Source organism: Mycobacterium sp. SMC-4 (assembly GCF_050205565.1).
Classification (GTDB): domain Bacteria; phylum Actinomycetota; class Actinomycetes; order Mycobacteriales; family Mycobacteriaceae; genus Mycobacterium.
Genome location: NZ_JBNMQU010000010.1, coordinates 106,114 through 132,226, shown reverse-complemented (window position 1 = coordinate 132,226; position 26,113 = coordinate 106,114). Strand labels below are relative to the sequence as shown.

Below are 26,113 nucleotides of genomic sequence, written 5' to 3'. Positions count from 1 at the left end.
ATCCTTTCCAATCGACTCGCGCGAGGTGAGGCAGGACGGCACGACGTCGTGCGCATCACATCCTGCCTTCGAAACCCGCCGAGGTCTCCACGCTGTCGAACAGACTGTCCAGCAGGCTGTCCGACGACTCCTCCAGGCCCGCGTCGTCGTCTTCTGCGGGCGGGGCCACCTTCTCGGCCAGGTGCGCCGCCAGCGACGCGATCGTCGGGTGATTCCACAGCATCGTGGCCGACAACTCGATCCCCGCGAGCTGCTCGACCTCGCGGCGGATCGACATGGCCATCACCGAGTTCAGACCCATCTCGGCGAAGGGCAGGTCCGAATCGACCTCGGCCTGCGGCAGCCGCAGTTCGGAGGCCATGACCGCGCGCAGTCCGTCTTCGAGCGCCGCGTAGACCTCCTCGGCCGACAGCTTCGACCAGTCGCGGGTCGGAGCGGTGACGGCCCCGGTCTCGACCTCGTCGGGGTCGCCCGAGGTCATCGGCGCCATGACGGCATGAGCGATGTCGAAGCGGCTCACGTACTCCCACGCCGCGAACGCCTCGCTCGGGGTCACCGGCCGAGACCCGAGCCGCGCGAGCTCGTCGACGACGACCTGCGCGTCGGAGCCGAAGCCCAGGCCCTGCCAGGCCACCCAGTCCAGGCTCACCGTCGGGCAACCCTGCCGGTGGCGGGCCCGCGCCAGACCGTCGAGGTAGGCGTTGGCCGCCGCGTAGGCGCCCTGGCCGGGGACACCGAACACGGTGCCCGCCGACGCCGTCAGCGCGAAGAAGTCCAGGCTGCCGGCCGGGAACAACGCGTCGAGCACCTCGGCGCCGGCGATCTTCGGCCACATCGTGCGCCGCAGCCGGTCCTCGGAGACGTCGGTCAGGAGCTGGCTCTCGGTCACGCCCGCGGCGTGCACCACGCCGCGGACCGGGGGTGCGCCCGCGTCGTCGCGCTGCTCCAGCAGAGCAGACACCGCGTCGCGGGAGCCGATGTCGACCGGTGCGATCTCGACCGCGACCCCGCGTGCCTCCAGCGCGCGGACGGCGTCGATCTTCGCGCGCACGTCGCGATCCAGCTCACTCGAGGTCCACTGCCGACGCGGCGGCAGCGCCGTGCGACCGGCGAGGATGATCCGCCGGGCACCGCGATCGGCCAGCCACGAGGCGGTCAACAGACCCAGCGCACCCATGCCTCCGGTGATCAGGTACGCGCCGTCCGGCCGGCAACGCAGCGGCTCGCGCACCGGCTCGGCGGTCTCGGCGACCGCGGCCAGCGCGGGTGCGAACACCTCGCCGTCGCGCAGGGACAGAATCGATTTCGCCGGTGTGGGCACGACGGTCGCCAGCGTGCGGATCGCCTCGTCGAGGTCTGCGCCGTCGGCGATGTCGACCAGTCCGCCCCACAGCTGGGGCTGTTCGGCTCCGACGACGTTCGCGATCCCCCACAGGCAGCTCTGGCGCAGCGCCTGATCCGATGCACCGTCGCGGACCCCGGAGGTGACGATCCACAGCCGCGCGTCGTCGCGGTCGCGTTCGGCGAGCCGACCGACGAGTTCGGCCACGTCGCCCGACAGTCGGACCGCGCAGTCCAGGTCGCTCTCGTCCGGTCCGCCGGCCTCGGTGTCGGGCACGTACAGCACGCAGCGCGCCCGGTCGGCGTCGACGAGGTCGAACCCGTGGTCGCGCAGGCGTGAGCGCAACGCGTCGGCGACCTCACCGGCGCCGAGCACCGCCGCGGAGACGGCGCCGGCAGTGCGGTCGCCGTTGTCCGGGGACCACGGCTCCCAGTCGAGGACGTGGGCGACGTTCTGCGGAGCGGACGTGGTCGAGGTCGCACCCGCCTGCACGTCGACATAGCGCAGGCCGCGGATGTCGACGCCGACGTCGCCGTCGGGTTCGATCGCGGTGATGTCGACGACGAGGTCGTCACCGTCGCCGGGACGTCGGCGCACGGTCACGGTGGCCCGCTTGCCGACCGGCGTCCCCGACACCGACACGCTGTGCGCACCGGCGGGCACCATCAGACGCTCGTCGGACAGGTCGGCCAGACGCGCGATCTGCACGGCGGCGTCGAGCAACGCGACGCGCGACGCCTCCGGCATCTCGACCTCGGCCACCAGGCCGCCCGGCACCGGCCGGACCGAGTCGATCGACCACGGGAAGGGCTGACCTTCCACGCCCCAGCGGGTCTGGAGCTCCTCGACCCGGGCGGCGTCATAGCCGCTCTCGGCGGCCTCCGGCGCGTCGTCGGCGGTCGGGTCGGCGGCCTCCGGCGCGGACGTGGCCAGGCGAGCGGTGACGTGCCGCACCCACCGGCCCGCGTCGGCGTCGGCGCGCGGCGCGGACGACACCGTCAACGTGTCGCCGGTGGCCACGACCTGGATCACCTGCGGCTGGCTCACCACCACGGGGCGTTCGAACCGCACGTCGGTCAGCGCTGCGGCACCGGAATCGGCGGCGGCCACCGACAGCGTCTGCAGCAGCACCGACATCGGGACGATCTCCACGCCCTGGATCCGGTGGAAACCCGGATACGGTTTGGCCTGCGGCAGGAGCCGGGCATGCCAGACGTGGGTCGGCGGCAGGGTGGCGACCGCGCTGCGCTCGCCGAGCAGCGTGCCCAGGTTCGGCGCCGACACCGCGCGGTGTTCGCTCGTCGACACCGACACCCAGTGCCTGCTGTGCAGCCACGGCGTGGTGGGCAGCGTCGGGCGCGGTCCGCAGACGTGCGGCGTGGCCGGCACCTGGTTGGTGTAGGTGCTGTTGGCGTGCGTGTGGAAGGTCAGTGTCTCGTCGGCGTCGCGCAGCAGCGTCGGGACGACGCGGTGGTGGTCGGTGCCCACCGTGTCGGTGATGCCGTACGTCAGCAGCGGATGCGGACTGACCTCGACGAAGACGCCGTGGTCGGCGCCCGCTGCCGTGACGGCCTCGCTGAAGCGGACCGGGTTGCGCAAGTTGTCGACCCAGTAGTCGGCGTCGAAGACCGGATCCGCCTCGTCGTGCCCGCCGGTGGTGGTGACGATCGGGATCACCGGCTCCGTGGGCCGCAGGTCCTGCAGCGCGGTGCGCAGCTCCTCGAGGATCGGGTCGACGGTCGGATGGTGCGAGGCGACGTCGACTTCCACCCGCCGGGCCAGCCGGTCCTGCGCGGCGACCGCGGCGATCACGGCGTCCACCTGCTCGGGCGGCCCGGCGATCACGGTCTGGCGCGGCGAGGCATGCACGGCCACCGTCACGTCGGAGAAATCGGCGATCAGCTCCTCGGCGGCGTCGGCGTCGAGTTCGACGAGCGCCATCGCGCCCTGTCCCGACAGCCGCTTCATCAGCCGCGACCGGGTCGCGATCACCTTGAGGCCGTCGGCCACACTCAGTCCGCCGGCCACGACGGCGGCGGCGACCTCTCCCATGGAGTGGCCGATCACCGCGTCGGGATGCACGCCGTAGGAGCGCCACAGCTCGGTGAGGGCCAGCTGAATGCCGACCAGCACCGGCTGGATGCGATCGATGCCGGTGACGTCCTGTCCCCCGGCGATCACGTCGTGCAGCGAGAACCCGACCTGTTCGACGAAGACGGGTTCCAACTCGGCCACCGCGGCCGCGAAGGCCGGCTCCTCGGCCAGCAGTTGGCGGCCCATCCCGGCCCACTGCGAACCCTGTCCCGAGTAGACGAACACGCGTCCGGGCTTGCGCGTCTTGTCGAGCGGGGCGACCACGCCGGGCGCGGACTCCCCGGCCGCGAGCGCGCGCAGACCCGCGACGGCGTCCTCGCGGGTACGGGCGCAGACCGTCGCGAACCTGGTGTGCTGGCTGCGGTGGTGGTTCAGCGCGTGTGCGACCTGCGGCAGCGATTCCTCGACACCGGGACCGGTCATCCAGTCGGCGACCGCGGCGGCGGTGGCCGCGATGCGCTGAGCCGACTTGCCGGAGACCACCAGCGTGGTCACCGGGGATCCGACGCTCTCCGGTACGGGTGCGTCGGCAGGCGCGGGCGCCTGTTCGATCACGACGTGGGCGTTGGTGCCGCCGAAGCCGAACGACGAGACCCCTGCCACGCGCGGCCGTCGGCTCGACGGCAGGTCGGTGGGTTCGGCGACGACCTTCAGCCGCAGCTTGTCGAACGGGATGTGCGGGTTCGGGGTCTGGTAGTCCAGGTTGGCCGGGACGCGACCGTGCTGCAGCGCCAGCACCGCCTTGGCGAAGCCCGCGATGCCGGCGGCAGCTTCGGTGTGGCCGAGGTTCGACTTCACCGAACCGATCAGCAGCGGCGCGTCGGGGCGACGTCCGCGACCGAGCACGGTGCCCAGCGCGCGTGCCTCGATCGGGTCGCCCAGCAGGGTGCCGGTGCCGTGGGCCTCGACGTAGTCGACGTCGCGCGGCTCCACCCCGGCTGCCGCATAGGCCGACCGCAGAACCCCCATCTGGGCCGACGGGTTGGGCGCCATCAGTCCGTTGGAGCGGCCGTCCTGGTTGACCGCCGAGCCGCGGACCACGGCCAGGATGCGGTCCCCGTCGCGCTCGGCATCCGAGAGCCGCTTGAGCACCGCGACGCCGCAGCCCTCACCGCGGACGAAACCGTCGGCGCGCGCATCGAACGAGTGGCATCTGCCCGACGGCGACATCGCCTCGGCCTGGTCGAAGCTCAACGTCGGTGCCGGTGACAGGAGCAGGTTCACGCCGGCGGCCAGCGCGACATCGGAGTCGCCGGTGCGCAGGCTCTGACACGCCAGGTGGATCGCGACCAGCGACGACGAGCACGCCGTGTCGATCGTGACCGATGGCCCCCGCAGGTCGAAGTAGTAGGAAACCCGGTTGGCGATGATGCTCAGCGCGCCGCCGGTGCCGGAGTACGCATTGACTTGCGACAGGTCCTTGGAGGCCAGCACGCCGTATTCGCCGAAACCGGCGCCGGCGAACACACCGGTCTGTGTGTGGCGCAGCGCCTCGGGGCGGATTCCGGCGTGCTCGAGGGCCTCGTGGGTGACCTCCAGCAGCAGCCGCTGCTGCGGGTCCATCTTGTCGGCCTCACTGGGCGAGATCTCGAAGTACTCCGCGTCGAACTCGTCGACGTCGGAGAGGTACGAGCCCCACTGTGTGGTCTTGCGCAGCGCCGCGGTGGCCTCGGCTGAGCCGTCGTCGAAGGATTCCCAGCGCCACGACGGCACCTGACTCACCGCGGACTTGCCGTCGGTGAGGAACTGCCACAGCTCGTCGGGACCGTGGATGTCGCCGGGGAACCGGCAGCCCAGCCCGACGACGGCGATCGGCTCGTCGAGGCCGCCCCGTTTGACGGGCGCGGCCTCGGCGACCGCCTCGACCTCTCCGCCGGTGAGGAACTTCGCCAACGAGTTGATCGTCGGGTACTGCCAGAACTCCACCGGGGAGATGGTCCGCCCCAGCATTTCCGACAGTTCGCCGGTCAGCACGACAGCATCGCTGGAGCCCACGGCGAGATCGCTCAGCGGGGCGTCGAAATCGATCTCGTCGGGACTACACCCGATATTCGTTACCAGGTAGTCAACCAACCAGTGCCGGATTGAAGCTTCGTCGAACTCTGCCGTCATGAAGAGACGTCCAGCCGGCTGAACTCGTCCTGGCGGTAGCGATCCACACAGGCCGAGCGCCGAATCTTGCCGCTGGTCGTGATCGGGATGGAGCCGGGCGCCACCAGGACCAGGTCGGCGACCCGGACACTGTGGGACTTCTTGATCGCCGAGGCGACCTCGCGCTTGACCGCACGCAGCTTGTCGAGCGCCTCGGACTCGGAGTCACCGCGCTTCTTCAACTCGGCGATGGCCACGAGTTGCTCACTGGTGTCGTCCAGCACCGAGATGGCGGCCACGCGACCGCCGGTGATCTCCTGGATGGTGGCTTCGATGTCGTCGGGGTAGTGGTTGCGGCCGTCGACGATCAGCAGGTCCTTGATCCGGCCGATGATGAACATCTCGCCTTCGCTCATCACGCCCAGATCGCCGGTGCGCAGCCACGGGCCCGCCGGGGTGCCCGGGGTCGGGTTGACCATCTCGCCGCCGAAGGTGCGCTCGGTGGCCTGCGGGTTCCGCCAGTAACCGGAGCAGACCTGGTCGCCGTGCACCCAGATCTCGCCGATCTTGCCGTCCGGGTTCTCGGTGCGCGTCTCGGGGTCGACGATGCGCAGCGTGGAGCTACGCGGCGCGCCGTAGCTGACGAGCTCGGAGCCGCCTTCGCTGCCGCAGCGCTCGGCGTGCCCGGCCGAGAGCTTCTCGTAGTCGAAACGCACGGTCGCCGGGGTGTGGCCGGTGGGCGCGGAGATGACGTACAGCGTGGCCTCGGCCAAGCCGTAGGACGGGCGGACCGTGGTGTCGGGCATGTTGAACTTCGCGAAGCGCTCGTTGAACCGGCGGATGGTCGCCGAGTGGATGCGCTCGCTGCCGCTGATGATGCCCAGCACGTCGCCGAGGTCCATGCCCTCGAGGTCGGCGTCGGAGGTGCGGCGCACCGCGAGTTCGAACGCGAAGTTCGGCGCGGCCGACCAGGAATGGGTGTTGGTGGCCAAATGCTGGATCCAGCGCGCCGGCTTCTGCAGGAAGGCGATCGGACTCATCAGCACGGCCGGGCGGCCCCACGTGCCGTCCGGTCCGTCCGGCGGGCACAGCAGCGTCGCGAACACACCTTGGATCAGGCCCATGTCGTGGTAGAAGGGCAGCCACGACACCATCGTGGTGTCCTGCGGCGGCACACCGCCGCGGTGCGACATGTAGTCGGTGAAGATCTGCCCGAGGTTGGCGATCACGTTCTTGTGCGTGACGATCACGCCGGCCGGCGCCCGCGTGGAACCCGAGGTGTACTGCAGGTAGGCGGTCTTGGGCAGCGTTCCGACGTTGACCTCGACCTCGCGCGGCGAGTCGAAGTCGAGCGCGTCGACCTCGATGACCGCGGGCGCGGCGCCGCCCGCCTGGGCGCCGACGTAGCTCATGATCTCGTCGACGACGGCCGAGGTGGTCAGCACCGCGACCGGGGCGGAGTCGCGCAGCGCGCCGGACACCCGCTCGTCGAGCGAACCGAAGGCCGGCACTGGCAGCGGCACGGCGATGAATCCGGCCTGCATCGCTCCGTAGAAGGCGATGATGTATTCGAGTCCCTGCGGGGCGAGGATCGCGGCGCGGTCCCCCTTGGACCCGTGGCGCAGCAGTTCCTCGGCGACCACCTGGACCCGGTGGTAGACCTGGGACCAGGTCAGCGTCTCGGCGTACCCGTTCGGATCGACGTCGTAGTCGAGGAAGGTGTAGGCCACCTCATCGGGCTGCGAGTGGGCACGTTCGGCGAGAAGGCCAGGAATGGTCGACTCAAGCAACGGCATGGCGACGTCCTTTCATCAATACTGTGCGCCCCGGCTCCATTGCCGTGGATGGCAAAACCGATTCGCAGCTGGTAGCCGCGCAGCCCCCCGAAGCCCGAAGGCTAACACCGACCTGCCAATCGTGTCGTACAAATCCGACGAAGGATTACACCACGACTTGCTTGCCAGAGGAAAGCTGACGATCCACCCCCGTTTTCGCCGGCAGCTAACGAAACCGACTGCGCTTTTCCTTGCTCCTGTTGGCTACCCGATTTTGCCAGCTGGGGAAACACCCACTACATAAGGGCGATTTTTGATTGCTCATCTACGCTTCTGTCGGGTACGCGGTCACGCAAGCGCAGATGCTGAATGCCGTGCTCGGATCGTCTTGACGCGCACGTAAACGATTTGCGGAAATTGCACCCTCGGGACAGTCGCCGTTCTGACTCCCCAGTAGGAATCGGTCGGGACAACGCCTGCTACATGTCGTCGGAGGGTGCTGGCGCGGGCCCGCGGAGTGTGCTCGCCTGGGCCGCGGACTCGACTGCCCGCCATGCCGGTGTGGTAAATCCCACACTCATCTCTCACCTATGAGCGGCACCGCTTCCAGATCTTGTCTTCGAGGTCAGGTACCAGTTCTCCCAGATGCTCGAGCAGATAGAAGTGGTGCCCGCCGAACTCGCGGGCGGTGAATTCCGTGGTCGTACGTTCGGCCCAGGGCATCACTTTCTCGCTGGTGGCGATCTCGTCGTCGTCACCGTAGAAGGCGTGGATCGGGCACGACAGCTTCACTTCGGGCGCGCAGTCGTAGTTCGCGATGGCTTTGAGGCCTTTGAGGGTCGGCAGGATCGCCGCCGCGAACTCGGAGTTCTGCACGAACTCCGGGCTGGCGCCGGTCAGAGTGCTCACTGCGGCCAGCAACCCGTCGTCGGTGTCGGGGATGTCCTCGAAGCCGACCCGACCCGGGGCTGCGCACGCCGAGACGAACAACGCCGAGATCGGCTTGCCCGCCTCTTCGAACCGCCGCGCCACCTCGAACGCGAGCAGCGCGCCCATGCTGTGCCCGAAAAAGCTGACCGGACCGCCGTGATCGGCGTCGGGCGGCACCATCTTCAGGATCTCCTCGGCCAGTGCCGGCAGGTCCTTGAAGGACGCGAAATCCTGCTTGCCCCGCTGACCGGGATACTGCACCGCAGTGCGCTTGATGTCGGTGGCGAACGCCTTGGCGAACGGCACGTAGTACTGCGGCGAGCCGCCGGCGTGGGGAAAGATGAACAACTTCGGGGTGATGCCCGCAGCGTCCTCTGTCATGGGGAGCACCCTAACCGGTCAGGCGAAGGCTTCCACCGGCGGGCACGAGCACACCAGATTGCGGTCCCCGTAGGCGCCGTCGATGCGTCGCACCGGCGGCCACACCTTCGGCCGGAACGCCTTGCCCAGCGGGTAAGCGGCCTGCTCACGCGTGTACGGGTGGGTCCATTCGTCGACCAGCAGGCACTCCGCGGTGTGCGGCGCACCCCGCAGCGGATTGTCGTCCACCGGCCAGGCGCCGGACCCGACCTGGTCGATCTCGGCGCGGATCGCGATCATCGCCTCGCAGAACGCGTCGACCTCGGCGAGCGACTCGCTCTCGGTCGGTTCGACCATCAGCGTGCCGGCCACCGGGAAGCTCATGGTCGGTGCGTGGAAACCGTAATCGGCCAGCCGCTTGGCGACGTCGTCGACCGTCACACCGGTGTTCTTGGTGATCTCCCGCAGATCGAGGATGCACTCGTGGGCCACCATGCCGCTCTCGCCGGTGTAGAGCACCGGGTAGTACTCGTCGAGCCGCCGGGCGATGTAGTTCGCCGACGCGATCGCCACCAGCGTCGCCCGGCGCAACCCGGACGCCCCCATCATCCGGATGTAGGCCCACGTGATCGGCAGGATCGACGCCGAGCCGTACGGCGCGGCCGACACCGTCAATTCGTCGGACAGTTCTTCGGCCAGCGGATGTCCCGGCAGGTACGGGGCCAGATGCGACCGGACCGCCACCGGCCCGACGCCCGGGCCGCCGCCGCCGTGCGGGATGCAGAACGTCTTGTGCAGGTTCAGGTGACTGACATCGCCACCGAACCGGCCCGGCCGGGCCAGCCCGACCAGCGCGTTGAGGTTGGCGCCGTCGACGTACACCTGGCCGCCGGCGTCGTGCACCGCCGCGCAGATCTCTGCCACGTCGTGTTCGTACACGCCGTGGGTGGACGGGTAGGTGATCATCAACGCCGACAGGCGGTCGGCGTGCGCGGCCACCTTCGCGCGCAGATCGTCGAGGTCGACGTCGCCGTTGGGCCGGCATCCCACGACGACGACCTTCATCCCGGCCAGCGCCGCAGAGGCCGCGTTGGTGCCGTGCGCGCTCGACGGGATCAGGCACACATTGCGTTCGGATGCGCCGTTGGCGGCGTGGTAGGCCTGGATGGCCAGCAGACCCGCGTACTCCCCCTGCGAGCCGGCGTTCGGCTGCAGCGAGACACGGTCGTAGCCGGTGATCCCGCTCAGCCACGTCTCGAGGTCGGCGATCAGCCGCCGCAGACCCGGGGTGTCGGATGCGGGCGCGAACGGGTGCTGGCGGCCGAACTCCGGCCAGGTGATGGCTTCCATCTCGGCCGCGGCGTTGAGTTTCATCGTGCAGGAACCGAGCGGAATCATGCTGCGGTCCAACGCGATGTCCTTGTCGGACAGTGACCGCAGGTAGCGCATCATCTCGGTCTCGGTGCGGTACCGCGTGAAGGCCGGATGGGTGAGGAACGGCGACGTCCGCGCCACCGCGGCCAGCGGCGACGCGCCTTCGGCCGCGGCGGCGGCGGTGACGGAGAACGCCTCCAGTACCGCGGTCACGTGCGCGTCGGTGGTCGCCTCGTCGCACGCCACCGAGACGTGGTCGTCGTCGACGAGCCAGACGTTGATGCCGCGCTGTTTGGCGGCATCGCGGACGGCGGCGGCGCCGCCCGGAACTCGCGCCAGCACGGTGTCGAAGAAGGTGTCGTGCACGACCTCGACACCATTGCCGGACAGCCCGGCCGCCAGGGTGCGGGCGTGCTGGTGCACCCGCTGAGCGATACCGGTCAGCCCGTCGGCGCCGTGGTAGCTCGCATACATCGCGGCCATCACGGCCAGCAGCACCTGCGCGGTGCAGATGTTGCTGGTGGCCTTGTCGCGGCGGATGTGCTGCTCGCGGGTCTGCAGTGCGAGCCGGTAGGCCGGCGAGCGGTCGGCATCCACCGACACCCCGACCAGGCGACCGGGAAGCTGACGCGCATGCTTGGAGTGCACGGCCAGGTAACCGGCGTGCGGTCCGCCGAATCCCATCGGCACGCCGAACCGCTGAGTGCTGCCGAACGCGACGTCGGCACCCATCTCCCCCGGCGGGGTGATCAGCGTCATCGCGAGCAGGTCGGCGCCGACGGCGACCAGCGCGCCGCGCTCGTGCGCCTCGGCGATCAACGCGCTCCAGTCGTGGACGGCACCGCTCGCGCCGGGCAGCTGGGCGATGACGCCGAAGAAGTCACCCTCGGGCAGCCCCTGGCGCAGGTCGGCGGTGACGATCTCGATGCCGAGCGGCTCGGCGCGCGTGGCCAGCACCGCGGCGGTCTGTGCGAAGACGTCGACGTCCACGGCCAACCGCGTGGCCGGTCCGCGCACCGCGCGCTGCATCAACGTCATCGCCTCGGCCGCGGCGGTGCCCTCGTCGAGCATCGACGCGTTGGCGACCTCGAGGCCGGTCAGGTCGGTGACCATGGTCTGGAAGTTCAGCAGCGCCTCGAGCCGGCCCTGGCTGATCTCGGGCTGGTACGGCGTGTAGGCGGTGTACCAGGCCGGGTTCTCCATGATGTTGCGCAGCAGCACCGGCGGGGTCAGCGTGTCGTAGTAGCCCTGCCCGATCATCGACACCGCGACGGTGTTGGAGTCGGCCAGCGCCCGCAGCTCGGTGAGGGCTTCGGCCTCGGTGGCCGCCGGCGGCAGCCCCTCGAGTCCCGGAGCGACGCCGTCGGCGGCCAGCGGGTCGAGAATCCCCGCGGGCAGCGCCTTGGCGGCCAGCTCGTCGAGCGAGTCGACGCCGATGGTGGTCAGCAGTGTCGAGACGGCGTCCGGGTCCGGTCCGATGTGCCGGTCGACGAACGAGGGGATGCGGGACTGGTGGTCAGACACGTGGGGGCTTCTCCCGGGGCGCGAACGGACGGCGGCTCCTCCCCCTCTGTCGTCCGCCCGGTCCGGGCTGCCTGAGAGATTCGGCCGCACGGCCTTTCCCCATGGGCGGGTCCGCGCCGCGGCAGGGCGGGCGGACCGCTTTCCAGAGGCATCGGGGCTTTGCGCGGTCCTGGGTGCCTGAGAGGTTGACGGAGAGGTATTGCTCCTTCGGCGTCCGCGGCTGGCGACCACGGAACTCTCCCGCGCAAGGGCGATGCGCGGGCCAGTCTAATCGGTGCTAGCCGATCTTGCGGTCGCGGTGCTTGCGCCGCGACGCCAACTCGTCCTCGGGCGCCGAGATCGACTCGCCGCCGTCGGCGCGCTCACCCGGGAAGTCCGCGATCGCGCCGGTCAGCTCGCGCATGGCGCCCGACACCGCGATGCCGAACACACCCTGCCCACCTTGGAGCAGGTCAACGACCTCTTCGGCCGACGTGCACTCGTAGACCGTGGTGCCGTCGGAGAACAGGGTGATGTTGGCGAGGTCCTGGACACCGCGCTGCCGCAGGTGGTCCACCGCGACGCGGATATTGTGCAGCGAGATGCCGGTGTCGAGAAGACGCTTGACGATCTTGAGGACCAGGATGTCCTTGAACGAATACAGCCGCTGGCTGCCCGACCCGGCGGCGCCGCGGATCGAGGGCACCACCAGCGAGGTGCGCGCCCAGTAATCGAGCTGGCGGTAGGTGATGCCGGCGATCTGGCAGGCGCTGGGACCGCGGTAGCCGACCAGTTCGTCGGGCACCGAGTCGTCCGGGAACAGCCCGGCCTGGACCGGCTCAGCTGCGGCGCGGGGACGCGAATCAGCCTGCGGGGAGCCGGTGGTCAGGTCCAGTTGTTCCTGGCGTGGCGTGTCTCCCACTTGTCGAATCCTCTCGCCGATCGAACCGCGTCCTCTGACCTGCGTGGGCGCACGTCACCCGAGCCCGAACTGAGTTCGAGCATACGCTTGAGGGCCTTCCTGTGACTGCCCGTCGGAGCCAAGTATGGCGCTCGAAATCGGACTGGGAGGAAACTCGCCCCGCGTGTCGAGCGCGCGAGACGCATCCGTGACCAAGCAGTTCAGGTGGCCTTGAAATCGTCCGGCGACACGCTGTCGAGGAACTCCTTGAACTTCTCCACCTCGTCCTCGCGCACCGCGCCGCTCGGCTCGTCGTCGCTCTCGTCGGGGATCATCAGCCCGGCTTCGGCCAGCACCGCTTCCTCGACGTAGATGGGAACCCCGACACGCAGTGCGATCGCCACCGAATCCGACGGCCGCGCCGAAACCTTGATGTCGCGGTCGAAGATCAGGTCGGCATAGAACGTGCCTTCCTGCAGATCGACGATGCGAACCTCTTTGAGCGAATGACCAAGGGCGGCAATCACATCGCGGATCAGGTCGTGGGTGAGCGGCCGGGCCGGCTCCACCCCCTGCTGTTCCAGCGCGATCGCGGCGGCCTCCGACTGGCCGATCCAGATCGGCAGATAGCGATCGCCGTTGGACTCGCGCAGCAACAAGACGGGTTGGTTCTGCGGCTGCTCGACTCGAATGCCGATTACACGAACCTCACCCATGTGTGCCTGCCCTCCGCACCGGTGTTGCTCCAGTCATCCCAGCCGTCAACGGCCCGGACCCAACGGTTGCCCCGTCACGGCGAAGTCTAGTCCTCAGCGGTCCAGAACGTCGCGGACCGCCGACTTGATCAACGACGTGTGCAACGTGATCGCCAGCGCGGCCACCTCGCGGGCCAGGTCGTCGGCGCGATCGCGCGCACCGGCCTTGCCGCCCTTGACCACCGGGCCGGCGATCTGCGCGATCAGGTCGGACTGCCGGTCGGCGGCCGAACGGAAAGCGCGCAGATGGCGCGGCTCGACGCCGTAATCGGCCAGCGCGCGGGCGCATTGGGCGATCACGACGGAGTGCTCGTCGAAGAACACCGCACCGGCACCCTTGAACGACGGTGTGATGACGCCGGCCTTCACCAGTGCCGACAACAGCTCCTCGTCCACACCGGAGCGCTCCAGTACGTCCTCACGGGTCAGTCTGACCTGTGTGGTCTGCGGCGCTGTCGCACTCGCGGCGGCGTCGTCGACGGTCACCAGACGCGGTGCCGCATACGAGGATCCGGTTTGCGGCAGTTCGCCGTCGGGCTGCGCGTCGAGTTGCGCCTTGATCACCTTCAGCGGCAGATAGTGGTCCCGCTGGGCGGTCAGGATGAACCGCAACCGGGCACAGTCGTACGCGGTGAACCGGCGATACCCCGACGGGGTGCGCTCCGGGGTCACCAGTCCCTCGGCTTCGAGGAACCGGATCTTGGAGTGCGTGACGTCGGGGAACTCGCTGCGCAGCAGGTCGAGGACGACCCCGATCGACATCCCGGTCAGCGCGGAGGTCTCGGGCTGGGTCATCGAATCGTGGCGGTCGCTCGGCGATTCCGGCGGTCAGTTGCCCGCGGCGTCGTCGCCCTTGGGGCCGGTGAGGAAAACCAGCCGGAACTTGCCGATCTGGACTTCGTCACCGTTGGCCAGCACCGCCGAGTCGACGGGCTCCCGGTTGACGTAGGTGCCGTTGAGGCTGCCGACGTCGACGACCTGGAACTCACCGGACTCCAGACGGAACTCCGCGTGCCGACGGCTGACGGTGACGTCGTCGAGGAAGATGTCGCTGTCGGGATGCCGGCCAGCCGACGTGGTCGGCTGATCGAGTAGGAACCGGGAGCCGGCGTTGGGGCCGCGCTTGACGACCAACAGTGCCGACCCGGCCGGCAGACCCTCGACGCCGGACACCGCGCTCTCCCCGCCGGGAGCCGCTGGGGCGTCCAGTTCGTTGAGGAAGTCGGCGCGAAAGACCGATGTCGTTTCCACGGTGACTTCGTCAGAGTCCGCCCCCGAGTTGAAGTCTTTTTCCGTCACCCGCTGCTCCTCACTGGCTGCTGTGGCGGTATCCGGTCGGACCTCCAGCCGCTTACCCGCTGTGTCGACCGTACCGCGCAGTGGATCACGTTGTATCCACCACGGCCGGATCCGCTCGTTGCATCCGGTCTGCACGACCCTAACAACACCTCAGTCGGTCACGTGGGCGCGGTAGCCTTCCGCGTCGAGCAGTTCGGCCAGACTGTCGTCAGCCGCGCCGTCGGCGACCTGCAGCTCGACCAGCCAGCCGTCGCCGTAGGGATCGGAGTTGACCAGCTCGGGATTGGTTTCCAGATCACTGTTGACGGCAACGACTTTGGCGCTGACGGGCGCGTAAAGGTCGGACACCGACTTGGTGGACTCCACCTCGCCGAAGGACTCGCCCGCCGTGACGTCGGCGTCGACGTCGGGAAGTTGGACGAACACGACGTCACCGAGGGCGGCCTGGGCGTAGTCGGTGATGCCGACGCGCAACCTGTTGTCGCCGATCTGCTGCACCCACTCGTGTTCGGTCGTGTAGGCCAGGTCGGCGGGAATCTCGGTCACGGTGCTCCTTGAACTGTGGTCGAAAGCTGGTCAGTCATCTGACGGGCTGAGCGTATTGGCGAGGTTTCGGTTGCCGCAAGGCGGTGACGTCGACCCGCTCGGATTGTTCCACCACGATCGACCCGCCGACGCGTTCGATGCTGTCGACGGCTCCGCCGGGAATGTTCATCGCCGCGGCGAGTGTGGGCGGATCACCAATGGCCAGAATGGAATACGGCGGCCCGACAGTGGTGCTGTCGACGATCAGGGCGCCCGGGACCCCGACCACCCAGGTGTCCACGCCCACCCGCAGCGCCACGGCTTCACCGTTGCGTCGGCCGCGGATCTCCATGGTTTCGGCACCCGCGGCGCGCAACTCGTTGATCACGTCGAGCATGGTCTCGGCGGCCACGCCCTGCGCCGGGTCGGTGATGGTCAACGTCACACCGGGGCCGGTCGCCGGCACCGTGCCGGTGAGGATGGACAGCGCCGCCAGCCGGGCGCGCGCGTTCTCGATGGCGACTTCGTCGCTGCTGCCGGACGCCTGCAACTGGGCCAGGGTCTGCTGCAGTTGAGCCACCTCGGTGCTGAGCGCGGCCTCGCGCTGCTGCAGCGAGTCGAGCAGGATCAGCAGGTCAGCCGGGCGTGCGGTCTCCAGCGAATCCCCGGACTCGGTGGAGCGCACCTGGGTGGCGATCGCCACGCCGAGCAGCAGGCACAACAGCACCGCCAACGCCCCGAACACGAGCTGCGAGCGCCCCCGACGGGTAGCCCCGGCGTCCGCGTCGGGCGGCAGCTCGTGGCGGCCGTGTTTGTGCGGGGGCTCGTGGGAGTTCATGCGCCGAACAGCCGCCGTCGCAGGGCCGCGGCGTTACCGAAGATGCGGATGCCGAGGACGACGATGATCGCGGTGGACAACTGGGTGCCGACGCCGAGTTGGTCGCCGAGGTAGACGATCAGCGCGGCCACCAGGACGTTGAACACGAAGGACACGACGAAGACCTTCGAATCGAAGATGTCCTCCAGGTACGCGCGCAGACCACCGAACACCGCGTCCAGCGCGGCGACGACGGCGATCGGCAGGTACGGCTGGACGACCTCGGGCACGTCGGGCCGGAAGATCACGCCGAGCACGATGCCGACGACGAGTGCGAGGATTCCTATCAACCGAGGATGCCTATCACTAGGGGCCAATCTCTGTGGCGAAGTTGACGTCCCGCGCGGAGCCGGCGGGCAGCGTCAGCCCGTCCCCCGCCGAAACCTGCACTCCGACACCGTACGAGGTCTCCAGCAGCCGCAGTCGTTGCAGCCCGCTGCTGCGATTGAAGTTGTCCTGCAGCGCGCGCGGCGGGCCGACGGCGAGGATCGCGTACGGACTGGCGATCGGTTGATTGTCCACCAGGATGCCGCCACCTGCCTGGCGGATGGTCACGTTGGGACCGACGCGCACACCGCCGACGGAGACGGCCTCGGCGCCGCTGACCCACAGCGAGTTGACCACCAGCTGCAGGTCTCGGTCGAGGATGATCTGCCGGCTGCCCTGGACCCGCTGCTTGCTGACGTCGGTCAGGTCCGGGGTGACGCCCGGGTCGGTGACGGTGATGGTCAGGCCGGGACCGATCACCGGGGTGGCGCCGGCGACGAAGCTGGCGTCGTCGAGGTCGGCCAGCAGCTCGCGTCCGACGGCGTCCCCTTCGAGGCGGCTGCGTTGTTCGGCGTCCACGGCCTCGGCGAGCTCGTCGCGGCGCAGCGCGATGTCGTCGGTCTGTGCCTCGGCCGACCGGACGCTGCCGGCCAACACGCGTTGGGACTCCCGCAATCCCGGGGCGGTGGCCTGGCCTTGCGACCAGGCCATCGCGAACACCGCGGCGACGGTCACCGCGGCCAGCAGCTGCCAGCCCCACCGGGCGGCTCGGCTCGAGAGTTTCGCCGACTTCGGTTCCTGGGCCGCGGCCGCGTATCCGGGGTCGAGGTGATCGGAGAGCAGGGACCGCAACAGCGACGGCACCGGGATACGGGTCGGCGCGTCGGGGCGACGGGCGGCGCGCCCCGCCTCCGTGTCGAATCCCCCCAGTGAGCTCATCGTCGGGCGCGTTCGGGAGTTCGGGCGTGCGGCAGAGTGCGCACCACCATGCCGACCTGGATCAGGTAGAGGACACCGGACCACAGGTACATGGCCAGGCCCCAGAGCACGAAGCCCCAGCCCCACGCCAGCACCACGCGGCTCCACAGCGCGTCGTACTGGCCCAGCAAGACCAGCGGCAGCCCGGACATCAGCGCGAACGTCGCGGCCTTCCCGATGTAGGTGACCGGCAGCGCGGTCAGGCCGCGGCTGCGCAGTAGCGGCAGTGTCGCCGCCAGCACCAGGTCGCGACCCAGCAGCACGCACACCAGCCACCACGGCAGCACGCCGGCCAGTGCCAGGGCGACGGGCACGGTGACCATGTAGATGCGGTCGACGAGCGGATCGAGCAGTTCGCCCAGCCGGGAGGACTGGTTGTCGAACAGCCGGGCGATTTTGCCGTCGGCCCAGTCCGAGACGCCGCTGAACATCAGGATCGCCACCGCCCACGCGTGGGCGCCGGGCAGGTCGTCGGCGCCCAGCAGCAGGTACAGGAACACCGGGACCAGCACCAGCCGGATCGCCGACAGCACGTTGGGCACCGTGAGCACCCGGTTCCCGGGCGCCGGTTCCTGGGTCGCCGATGTCTCGGCCATGCCGATGAACCTAGCGGAACACGCCGGGAAGGCTCAGCGCCGAGATCGTGTCGTCGTTGAGCGGGTTGTCGTGCACCATGTACGTCCACGTCGAGGTGGGCCGGGCGAGCTTCGAAAGGTCCACGCCCTGTTCGTCTTCGATGGACGGCGCGGTCTCGAAGGTCTGTTGGGCGGCCTCGATCGCGTCGGCGGCCAGCGACGCGAACGCGTCGACGCCCATCCGGTGGAACTCGTCGAGGGGGTTCTGCCGGCCCAGCGCGCGCAGGTGGATGCTCTCCCGGATGTCGGAGAGGTAGGCCAGATGCTCGGCCCACCCGCGGTCCAGGTGGTACAGCATGATCAACCGGCAGATCTTCTCGAGCTTCTTCTCGCCGTCGGGGGCGAGCTGCTCGAGGAGTTCGGCGTACCGGTCGGGGGCCAGCTCGGCGAGTTCGTCGCGCGCGGTCGAAGTGCGCAGAAGCGTGTTGCGCCGCTCCACGAGGATGGCGCGCTGCTGGGCGATCAGCTGGTTGTACCGCCAGGTGTTGGCGTGCACGTCGAGCAGTCGCCCCTCGGCGATGCGCTGGGCGTGCTCGAGCAGGCCGGCGGCCTTCGGGCTGACGACGCGACCGTTCTCGTCGCACTCCAGCGGCAGCTTGTTGGGTTCGAGGTGGGCGACGACGACGTCGTCCTCCCAGCTGGAGAAGAACACCGACGACCCGGGGTCGCCCTGGCGGCCCGCGCGGCCGCGCAGCTGGTTGTCGAGGCGCTCGGTGTGGTGGCGCCCGGTGCCGATGACGTGCAGGCCGCCGAGCTCAGCGACCCGCTGCTTGGCGGTGTCGTGCTCGTCGGCGTCGGAGCCGCCGAGGCGGATGTCGGTGCCGCGCCCGGCCATCTGGGTCGACACGGTGACCGCGCCGTACTTGCCGGCCTCGGCGATCACCGCAGCCTCTTCGGCGTCGTTCTTCGCGTTGAGCACCACCGCGGGCACCCCGGCCTTGACCAGGCGGCGGTGCAGGTCCTCGGATTCGGCGACGTCGCGGGTGCCGACGAGCACCGGCTGCCCGGTTTCGTGCACCTCCTTGATGTGTTCGATGACGGCGTCGTTGCGCGCGGCGGAGGTGACGTAGACGCGGTCGGCCTCGTCTTCGCGAATGTTGGGCTTGTTCGGCGGGATCGGCGACACGCCCAGCTTGTAGAACTGGCGCAGCTGTTCACCGGCGGCCAGCGCGGTGCCGGTCATGCCGCAGACCCTCGGGTACCGGTTGATCAGCGCCTGCACCGTGATGGTGTCGAGCACCTCGCCGGTCTCGGTGGTCTCGATGCCCTCCTTGGCCTCGACGGCGGCCTGCAGCCCGTCGGGCCAGCGCTGCAGTGTGGCGATCCGGCCACGCGAGGCGTTGATCAGCTGCACGGCGTTGTCGCGGACGATGTAGTGCACGTCGCGCTGCAGCAGGACGTGGGCGTGCAGCGCCACGTTGATCTCGGTCAGCGTGGTCGAGACGTGTTCCTCGGAGTACAGGTCGATGCCCAGCTTGGCTTCGATCTTCTGGGCGCCGGTCTCGGTGAGGTGCACGTTGCGGCCCTCGTTGTCGGACGCGAAGTCCCGGCCCTCGATGAGTTCGCCGACCATGCGGATGATCTCGACGCGCGGGGTCTCGCGGTGGCTGGTGCCGGCCAGCACCAGCGGCACCAGCGCTTCGTCGACGAGCACCGAGTCGGCCTCGTCGATCAGCGCGACGTCGGGGTTCGGGGAGACCAGGTCGTCGACGTCGACTACCAGCTGGTCGCGCAGCACGTCGAAGCCGATCTCGTTTACCGAGGCGTAGGTGACGTCGCAGCGGTAGGCGGCGCGGCGCTCCTCGGCGGTGGAGTCGGCGGTGATCCAGCCGACCGTCAGGCCCATCGCCTCGATGACCGGGCCGACCCATTCGGCGTCGCGGCGGGCCAGGTAGTCGTTGATCGTGATGAGGTGCACGCTGCGCCCGGCCAGCGCGTAGCCGGCCGCGGCGATCGCGCCGGAGAGCGTCTTGCCCTCGCCGGTGGCCATCTCGATGACATCGCCGGCCAGCATCCGCAGCGCGCCGAGCAGCTGCACGTCGAAGGGGCGCAGCCCAGTGGCCCGTTCGGCGGCCTCGCGCGCGATCGCGAGGAACTGCGGGATGTCGGCGGCGTCGGCCAGCGAGCCGAGATTCAGAAGGGACGCGGCCTTGGCGAGCTGTTCGTCGTCGAGGTCGGCGGCTTTGGCGTCGAACTCGGCCGACCGGCGCACCAGCTCCAGGGAGCGGGCCTGGTCCTTGTCGACCCGGGCGCCGAGCAGCTTCCAGAACGGGTTGGTCGACCGGCCGGTCGTCGGGGACTTCTTGGACGCTTTCTTGGACGTCTTCGCGGAGGTGCGTGCCACACGATCACGGTACGCGGCCCCCTCCCCGTTTCGCCGAGCGCGCATGTCTGTCCCTCGACACGCCGTCTCGCCTCGGCAGACAGCGCACACTCGTCGCGCGGGACTCCCCACCACGGCAGGCCGGCTGCGGTAGCTTCGCCGCAGGCTGATTTGCCGTCACGGGGGGAGGTCGCACACGCGTGGACACCCAGACGTTCCAGCCGTCCCTCGACTGGAGCCGCGAAGCGTTCGCGTCGGCGGCCTGGGTGGGCACGGCGTGGGCGCTGACCGCGGTCTGCCTGTTGATCGTGCTGGTGCTGATCGGACGGTTCACCGAGTGGGGCCGCCAATTCTGGCGGGTCTCCGGCGGGTACTTCACCGGGCGTCGCAGTCTGATCGTCTGGTTGTGCCTCGGGCTGCTGCTGCTGTCGGTGATCGTCTCGGTGCGCATCAACGTGCTGCTGACCTACTACGTCAATGACCTGTTCACCGCGCTGCAGGTGGCGTTCTCGGCCGGCCCCACCGAGGCCGCCCGCGACAGCGGCATCGCCGGCTTCTGGGCGACGATGCTGGTGTTCGCGGTGCTCGCCGGCTGCTTCCTGGTGCGGCTGCTGTTCGACCTGTACCTGACGCAGCGGTTCATCATGCGCTGGCGAATCTGGTTGAGCCGTCGCCTCATCGACGGCTGGCTCGACGATCAGGCGTACTTCCGCGCCCAGTTCGCCGGACGGCCCATCGACAACCCGGATCAGCGGATCCAGCAGGACGTCGACATCTTCACCACCGGCGTCGGCGGTTATCCGAACAACCCGATCTACAACTCCAGCGACACCTTGCTGTTCGGGGCTGTGCAGGCGGTGCTGTCGGTGCTGTCGTTCGGCCCGATCCTGTGGCGCCTGTCCGAACCGCTGACACTCGGCGGCGTCACCGTTCCCCACGCCCTGTTCTGGGTGGTGCTGGTCTATGTCCTGATCGCGACGATCGTGGCGTTCGTGATCGGCCGACCCCTGATCCGGCTGAGCTATCTCAACGAGCTGCGCAACGCGGCGTTCCGCTACGGGCTGGTGCGGGTCCGTGACGCCGGTGCGGCCATCGGCCTGTACCGGGGCGAACCCGCCGAACGGTCGCTGCTGCGCGGCCGGCTCGACGAGGTGATGACGAACTACCGGCACTGGCTCAACCGCATGATGCTGTTCTTCGGATGGAACGTGTCGGTGAGTCAGGCGATCAACCCGCTGCCCTGGCTGGTGCAGGCGCAGGGATTGTTCGCGCAACGCATCTCGTTCGGCGACGTGTGGCAGTCGTCGAACGCGTTCGCGGCCATCCACGAGTCGCTGTCGTTCTTCCGCAACGCCTATGACCAGTTCGCCAGCTACCGTGCGGCCATCATCCGCCTCGACGGGCTGGCCGAGCAGAACGAGCGCGCAGGCAACTTCAGCAGCGTGCACATCGCGCCGGCCGCCGGCGGCGCACTCGAGGTCGCCGGCGTCACCGTGCGCCGCCCCGACGGGTCACCGCTGGTGCACGATCTGGACCTGACGGTCAGGCCCGGTGAGGCGGTCGTGATCACCGGCGAGTCCGGGATCGGCAAGTCGGTGCTGCTGCAGAGCATCGCCGGGCTGTGGCCGTTCGCGTCCGGTCACGTCCGGCTGCCACAGGGCCGCGACGACGTGATGTTCGTCCCGCAGCTGCCCTACCTGCCCGCCGGAGACCTGCGCACCGTGGTGTCCTACCCGCAGCAGCCCGGGACCGCCGACGACACGGCGATCCAGAAGGTTCTGCTTCAGGTGGCGTTGGGACACCTGGCGATCCGGCTCAACGAGGTCAAGGACTGGGGCAACGCGTTGTCGGTAGGCGAACAGCAGCGCATCGCGTTCGCCCGGATCCTGTTGTGCCGGCCGTCTGCCGTGTTCCTCGACGAATCCACGTCGGGTCTCGACGCAGGCCTGGAATTGTTGCTGTACGAGCTGCTGCGCTCCGAACTGCCCGACGCGATCCTCGTCAGTGTCAGCCACCGCAGCAGCGTGCATCCGTTCCACAGCAGCCACCTGGAACTGGTCGGCGAGGCGGCGTGGCGACTGGAGCGACTCGCGTCGTCGCGATAGCGCCTCCGACACGCTGCGGCGCTGACGGCGCGGTACTTTGCACCGCATGGAAACGTTCACCCCGACGCTCGACTGGGGCAACGAGCTGTGGACCTCGCTGTGGTGGATCGCCCAGGGCTGGGCCTACGCCGCGGTGGCCACGATGGTCGTGCTGGTGCTCATCGTGCGGTTCACGGTGTGGGGCAAGCAGTTCTGGCGCGTCACCCGCGGCTACTTCACCGGCGCGGACAGCCTCATCGTCTGGCTGTGGCTGGCCGGGATCCTGCTGCTGGTGATCACCAGCGTGCGCCTGTCGGTGCTGTTCAGCTACCAGGGCAACGACATGATGACCAGCTTCCAGGTGATCGCCTCGGGCGTGGGCGCCGGCGACGACGCGGTGCGTGAATCGGGTGCAGACGGATTCTGGATGTCCATGGGCGTGTTCGCGGTGCTGGCCGTGATCAACGTCGCCTCGATCATGATCGACCTGCTGGTCACCCAGCGCTTCATGCTGCGGTGGCGCACCTGGCTGACCGACCAGCTGACCGGCGACTGGCTCGACGGCAAGGCCTACTACCGGTCGCGGTTCATCGACGACACCATCGACAACCCGGATCAGCGCATCCAGACCGACATCGACATCTTCACCGCCGGCGTCGGACCGCTGCCCAACACCCCGAACAACACCTCCGGGTCCACCCTGGTGTTCGGCGCGGTGTCCTCGATCGCGGCGATGATCTCGTTCACCACGATCCTGTGGAACCTGTCCGGGCCGGTGACCCTGCCGTTCGTCGGGGTCGTGCTGCCCAAGGCGATGTTCTGGATCGGCGTCGTCTACATCCTGTTCGCGACGGTCATCGCGTTCTGGATCGGCCGGCCGATCATCACGCTGTCGTTCAACAACGAGAAGTTCAACGCCGCGTTCCGGTACGCGCTGGTGCGGTTGCGCGACGCGTCGGAGGCCGTGGCGTTCTACCGCGGTGAGATCGCCGAACGCACCGGGCTGCGGCGCAGGTTCGGGCCGATCGTCGACAACTACAAGAAGTACGTGAACCGGATGGCCGGCTTCCTCGGGTGGAACCTGTCGATCACCCAGGCCCAGGAGCTCATCCCCTACCTGGTGCAGTTCTCCCGCTTCTACAACGGCGAGATCACCCTGGGCCAGCTCTCGCAGACCGCCAGCGCGTTCCGGGAGATCCTGACCGGGCTCTCGTTCTTCCGTAACGCCTACGACAACTTCGCCGGATACCGTGCCGCCATCATCCGGCTGCACGGCCTGGTCATCGCCAACGAGGAGGGCCGCGCCCTGCCGACCCTGTCCGCCCAGGACTCCCGCGGCGGACGGGTCGAACTCGACGACGTCGAGGTCCGCACCCCGGACGGTCGCCCGCTGGTCCGGCCGCTGAACCTGACGCTCGAGCCGGGCGACGCGCTGATGGTCACCGGTCCGTCAGGCAGCGGCAAGACCACGCTGCTGCGCAGCCTCGGGCAGCTGTGGCCGTACGCGTCGGGCACCCTGCGCGCGCCCGGCGAGGACAACGCGACGATGTTCCTGTCCCAGCTGCCGTACGTTCCGCTGGGTGACCTGCGCACGGTGGTCTCCTATCCCAACAGTTCCGGCGACCTCGACGACCGGATGCTGCGCCATGCGCTGAACCAGGTCGCGCTGCCGCATCTGGCCGACCGCCTGGACGAGGAGAAGGACTGGGCCAAGGTCCTCTCACCGGGTGAGCAGCAGCGCATCGCGTTCGCGCGGATCCTGCTGACCCGGCCGAAGGCGGTGTTCCTCGACGAGTCGACCTCGGCGCTCGACGAGGGCCTGGAGCTGATGCTCTACCGGCTGGTGCGCGAGACCCTGCCCGACACGATCCTGGTCAGCGTCAGCCACCGCAGCACCGTGGAGCAGCATCACACCCGCGAGTTGAAGTTGGTCGGTGACGGCCAGTGGGAGCTGGGCGCCACCGCCGGCGCACGTTAGGAACCCGCCCGCCGCGCTGCGTGATTTCCCGCCCGCCTCCCGAAGAACGACCCTTCGCCCAACTGCGTCCCGCTCGCATAACCCTTGCCGTCCTGGGCGATGTTGGACGCGCATGCCCCGGCGGCGTACAGACCGGCGACGGGCGACCCGTCTTCGCGGAGCACCTCACCGTCGACCGACACCTTCAGTCCGCCCATGGTGAACCCGGAGTACATCGCCCGGCCCAGTGACAGGTCGAACGCGGCCCACGGGCCGTTGGTCTGTGGCGCAAGGTATTCCGGCTGCTTGTGGAAGTCGGGGTCGACGCCGGCCGCGGCGTTGGCGTTGTAGCGCTCGAGCGTGGCGGCGAGGTGGCCGGCGGGGATCTCCAGCGCAGACTCCATCTCCGCGATGGTCTCCCAGCCGTCGATGAACTTGATCAGCGGCATCTCCGGCATCTGCATGTGCGCTTCGTCGACGATCAGGTACGCGATCTGGTCGGGCTGTTCGAGCACGAACGCCGAGGTGCGCGAATGGTAGGAGTCCTCGGCGACGAACCGCTGCCCCTCGGCGTTGACGATGACGCCGGTGAGCAGGATCTCCGGCGGGTACGCGGCGGCGGTGATGAACTGCTGATCCATGTGCAGCGCCACCCCGCCGGCCGAGACGCCCAGGCGGATGCCCAGCCCGTCGTCGTTGGGGTTGCCCAGGATGTAGGGGGCGACGGTGCCGTGGTGTTTGGTCTTGCGTTCCTGGCCGAGCGCGGGTGTGTACTCGGCGACCATGTCCGGGTTCATCACGAAGCCGCCCGCGGCGATGACGACGGCGCCGGCCTTGACGTGTCCGGTCTCGGTGAAGTGCTTCCAGGTCACGCCGGTGACCGCGCCGCCGTCGTCGACCACCAGCGCGGTCGCGCCGGTCTCGTACTTGATCTGCACGCCGAGTTCGGCGGCGCGCTTGAGCAGCAGATCGATCACCATGGCCGCGCCGCCCAGCTCGCCGGGCACGGGCACGGAGTGTCCGCGCGGCGCCGGTTCGGCCTGTTCGCAGAACGGCCAGACCTTCTCGTTGCCGGTGTAGGACAGCCCTTCGGTGCCCGGCGGGACGACGACCTTGCCCGGGTAGTAGCTGCGTTCGAACTCGAATCCCAACGCTTCGAGCCAGTTGAAGTGCTCGACGCTGCCTTCGCAGTAGGCGCGGATCTTGTCGTGTTCGGGGTCGCGGGACTGCGACACCAGGTACTTGTACATCTCCTCGGCCGAGTCCTCGTGCCCGGTGGCCTTCTGCACCGCGGTGCCGCCGCCGAGGTAGAAGTGTCCGCCCGCCATCGACGTGGTGCCCCCGGCCGCGGCGGCCTTCTCCAGCACCAGGACCTTCGCTCCGGCGGCGGCCGCGCTGACCGCGGCGCACCCGCCGGCGATACCGAAGCCCACCACCACGACGTCGACGTCGTCGGACCACTCCCCGACCTCGGCGGCGGGGACGGTGTCGGGGACGTTTTTCATGCTCACTTCTGCTCCTGTTTCACATGGTCGAAGAACGCGCGGATCTGCGGTGGGAGATAAGCGATTTCGAGGTACGGCACACCGGTGTGCGCGGCTGAGACGTAGGCGAACTCCATACCGCCGGGCATCGCTCCGGTGAGCACCACCTCGGCGCCGTGGCGCGCGAAGTCGGCCACCATCGCGGCCAGTGCCTCGGGGTCGGCGGCCTCGATGCAGATGTGGTGCAGGCCGGGGCCGCTGCGGTCCAGGAACTCGGTGTAGATGCTGTCTCCGGACACCGGCGCGATCAGCTCGAGTTGGGTGTCACCGGCGTAACTCAACGAGATGTCGGCGACGAAGTCGGCGGGGGCTCCGCGGTGGACGCAGCTGTCCGGACCGAAGTGCACGCCGGGCATCCGCACCCACTTCTTGGCGCCCAGCAATGCCGTCAACGTGGACTCGGTGGCGGGGAGGTCCCGCGAGACCCACGCAATCTGGACAGGTGTCTGGTCTGACATCCGTTCGAGGATATCGCCAGGGGTCTCCGGTGGCTAGAACG

General features: G+C 69.1%; 18 protein-coding genes and 1 riboswitch. Of the genes, 2 read left to right on the top strand and 16 right to left on the bottom strand.

Annotated elements, in window-relative coordinates; genetic code table 11:
• Window positions 1–55: 55 nt before the first annotated feature.
• The 14 genes from ACQI46_RS18305 to secA2 form a co-directional block, all read right to left on the bottom strand.
• Window positions 56–5,548: an acyltransferase domain-containing protein gene (locus tag ACQI46_RS18305; protein WP_427095445.1), complete on the bottom strand. Its 5,493-nt coding sequence runs from the start codon at window positions 5,546–5,548 to the stop codon at window positions 56–58.
• Window positions 5,545–7,323: an AMP-binding protein gene (locus ACQI46_RS18300; protein WP_427095444.1), complete on the bottom strand. Its 1,779-nt coding sequence runs from the start codon at window positions 7,321–7,323 to the stop codon at window positions 5,545–5,547. Before ACQI46_RS18300 ends, ACQI46_RS18305 begins: the two co-directional genes overlap by 4 nt.
• A 567-nt stretch (window positions 7,324–7,890) precedes the next feature.
• Complete coding sequence (locus tag ACQI46_RS18295) at window positions 7,891–8,613, bottom strand: thioesterase II family protein (protein ID WP_427095443.1); 723 nt, start codon at window positions 8,611–8,613, stop codon at window positions 7,891–7,893.
• An 18-nt stretch (window positions 8,614–8,631) separates the two neighbouring features.
• On the bottom strand, window positions 8,632–11,469 hold the full coding sequence (gcvP, locus tag ACQI46_RS18290; protein WP_427095559.1) for an aminomethyl-transferring glycine dehydrogenase: 2,838 nt from the start codon (window positions 11,467–11,469) through the stop codon (window positions 8,632–8,634).
• A 175-nt stretch (window positions 11,470–11,644) separates the two neighbouring features.
• Window positions 11,645–11,743: riboswitch (glycine riboswitch) on the bottom strand.
• A 24-nt stretch (window positions 11,744–11,767) separates the two neighbouring features.
• Entirely contained in the window at window positions 11,768–12,391 is a 624-nt protein-coding gene (locus ACQI46_RS18285; RefSeq protein WP_427095442.1) for a MerR family transcriptional regulator, read from the bottom strand.
• 200 nt (window positions 12,392–12,591) lie between these two features.
• Window positions 12,592–13,086 carry a bifunctional nuclease family protein gene (locus ACQI46_RS18280; protein WP_098006125.1) on the bottom strand — a complete coding sequence of 165 codons (495 nt, stop codon included), beginning with the start codon at window positions 13,084–13,086 and terminating at the stop codon, window positions 12,592–12,594.
• Between the two features lie 93 nt (window positions 13,087–13,179).
• A complete protein-coding gene (locus ACQI46_RS18275) occupies window positions 13,180–13,920 on the bottom strand; it encodes a MerR family transcriptional regulator (protein ID WP_427095441.1) in 741 nt (246 codons plus the stop codon).
• A 33-nt stretch (window positions 13,921–13,953) separates the two neighbouring features.
• Window positions 13,954–14,424, bottom strand: a complete 471-nt coding sequence (gene garA / locus ACQI46_RS18270) for a glycogen accumulation regulator GarA (RefSeq protein WP_427095440.1) — start codon at window positions 14,422–14,424, stop codon at window positions 13,954–13,956.
• A 150-nt stretch (window positions 14,425–14,574) separates the two neighbouring features.
• Window positions 14,575–14,970 (bottom strand): glycine cleavage system protein GcvH, encoded by a 396-nt coding sequence (gcvH, locus tag ACQI46_RS18265; RefSeq protein WP_427095439.1) that lies wholly within the window; start codon window positions 14,968–14,970, stop codon window positions 14,575–14,577.
• A gap of 34 nt (window positions 14,971–15,004) precedes the next feature.
• Window positions 15,005–15,787 (bottom strand): DUF881 domain-containing protein, encoded by a 783-nt coding sequence (locus ACQI46_RS18260; RefSeq protein WP_427095438.1) that lies wholly within the window; start codon window positions 15,785–15,787, stop codon window positions 15,005–15,007.
• Window positions 15,784–16,116, bottom strand: coding sequence for a small basic family protein (locus ACQI46_RS18255; RefSeq protein WP_427095437.1), 333 nt, complete (start codon window positions 16,114–16,116; stop codon window positions 15,784–15,786). Before ACQI46_RS18255 ends, ACQI46_RS18260 begins: the two co-directional genes overlap by 4 nt.
• A 16-nt stretch (window positions 16,117–16,132) precedes the next feature.
• Entirely contained in the window at window positions 16,133–17,032 is a 900-nt protein-coding gene (locus tag ACQI46_RS18250; RefSeq protein WP_427095436.1) for a DUF881 domain-containing protein, read from the bottom strand.
• The gene (locus ACQI46_RS18245) at window positions 17,029–17,667 is read right to left on the bottom strand and encodes a CDP-alcohol phosphatidyltransferase family protein (RefSeq protein ID WP_427095435.1); all 639 of its coding nucleotides are present in this window, start codon (window positions 17,665–17,667) and stop codon (window positions 17,029–17,031) included. Before ACQI46_RS18245 ends, ACQI46_RS18250 begins: the two co-directional genes overlap by 4 nt.
• Window positions 17,668–17,677: 10 nt before the next feature.
• Entirely contained in the window at window positions 17,678–20,050 is a 2,373-nt protein-coding gene (gene secA2, locus ACQI46_RS18240; RefSeq protein ID WP_427095434.1) for an accessory Sec system translocase SecA2, read from the bottom strand.
• 179 nt (window positions 20,051–20,229) lie between these two features.
• Between secA2 and ACQI46_RS18235 the strand changes: the two genes are divergently transcribed.
• Both ACQI46_RS18235 and ACQI46_RS18230 read left to right on the top strand, forming a co-directional pair.
• The gene (locus ACQI46_RS18235; protein WP_427095433.1) at window positions 20,230–22,134 is read left to right on the top strand and encodes an ABC transporter ATP-binding protein/permease; all 1,905 of its coding nucleotides are present in this window, start codon (window positions 20,230–20,232) and stop codon (window positions 22,132–22,134) included.
• A 46-nt stretch (window positions 22,135–22,180) separates the two neighbouring features.
• Entirely contained in the window at window positions 22,181–24,091 is a 1,911-nt protein-coding gene (locus tag ACQI46_RS18230) for an ABC transporter ATP-binding protein/permease (protein WP_427095432.1), read from the top strand.
• Here the strand turns inward: ACQI46_RS18230 and ACQI46_RS18225 are convergent.
• Both ACQI46_RS18225 and ACQI46_RS18220 read right to left on the bottom strand, forming a co-directional pair.
• On the bottom strand, window positions 24,088–25,575 hold the full coding sequence (locus tag ACQI46_RS18225; protein ID WP_427095558.1) for an FAD-binding protein: 1,488 nt from the start codon (window positions 25,573–25,575) through the stop codon (window positions 24,088–24,090). The genes ACQI46_RS18230 and ACQI46_RS18225 overlap by 4 nt on opposite strands.
• 2 nt (window positions 25,576–25,577) lie before the next feature.
• Entirely contained in the window at window positions 25,578–26,072 is a 495-nt protein-coding gene (locus ACQI46_RS18220) for a VOC family protein (RefSeq protein WP_427095431.1), read from the bottom strand.
• Between the last annotated feature and the right edge of the window lie 41 nt (window positions 26,073–26,113).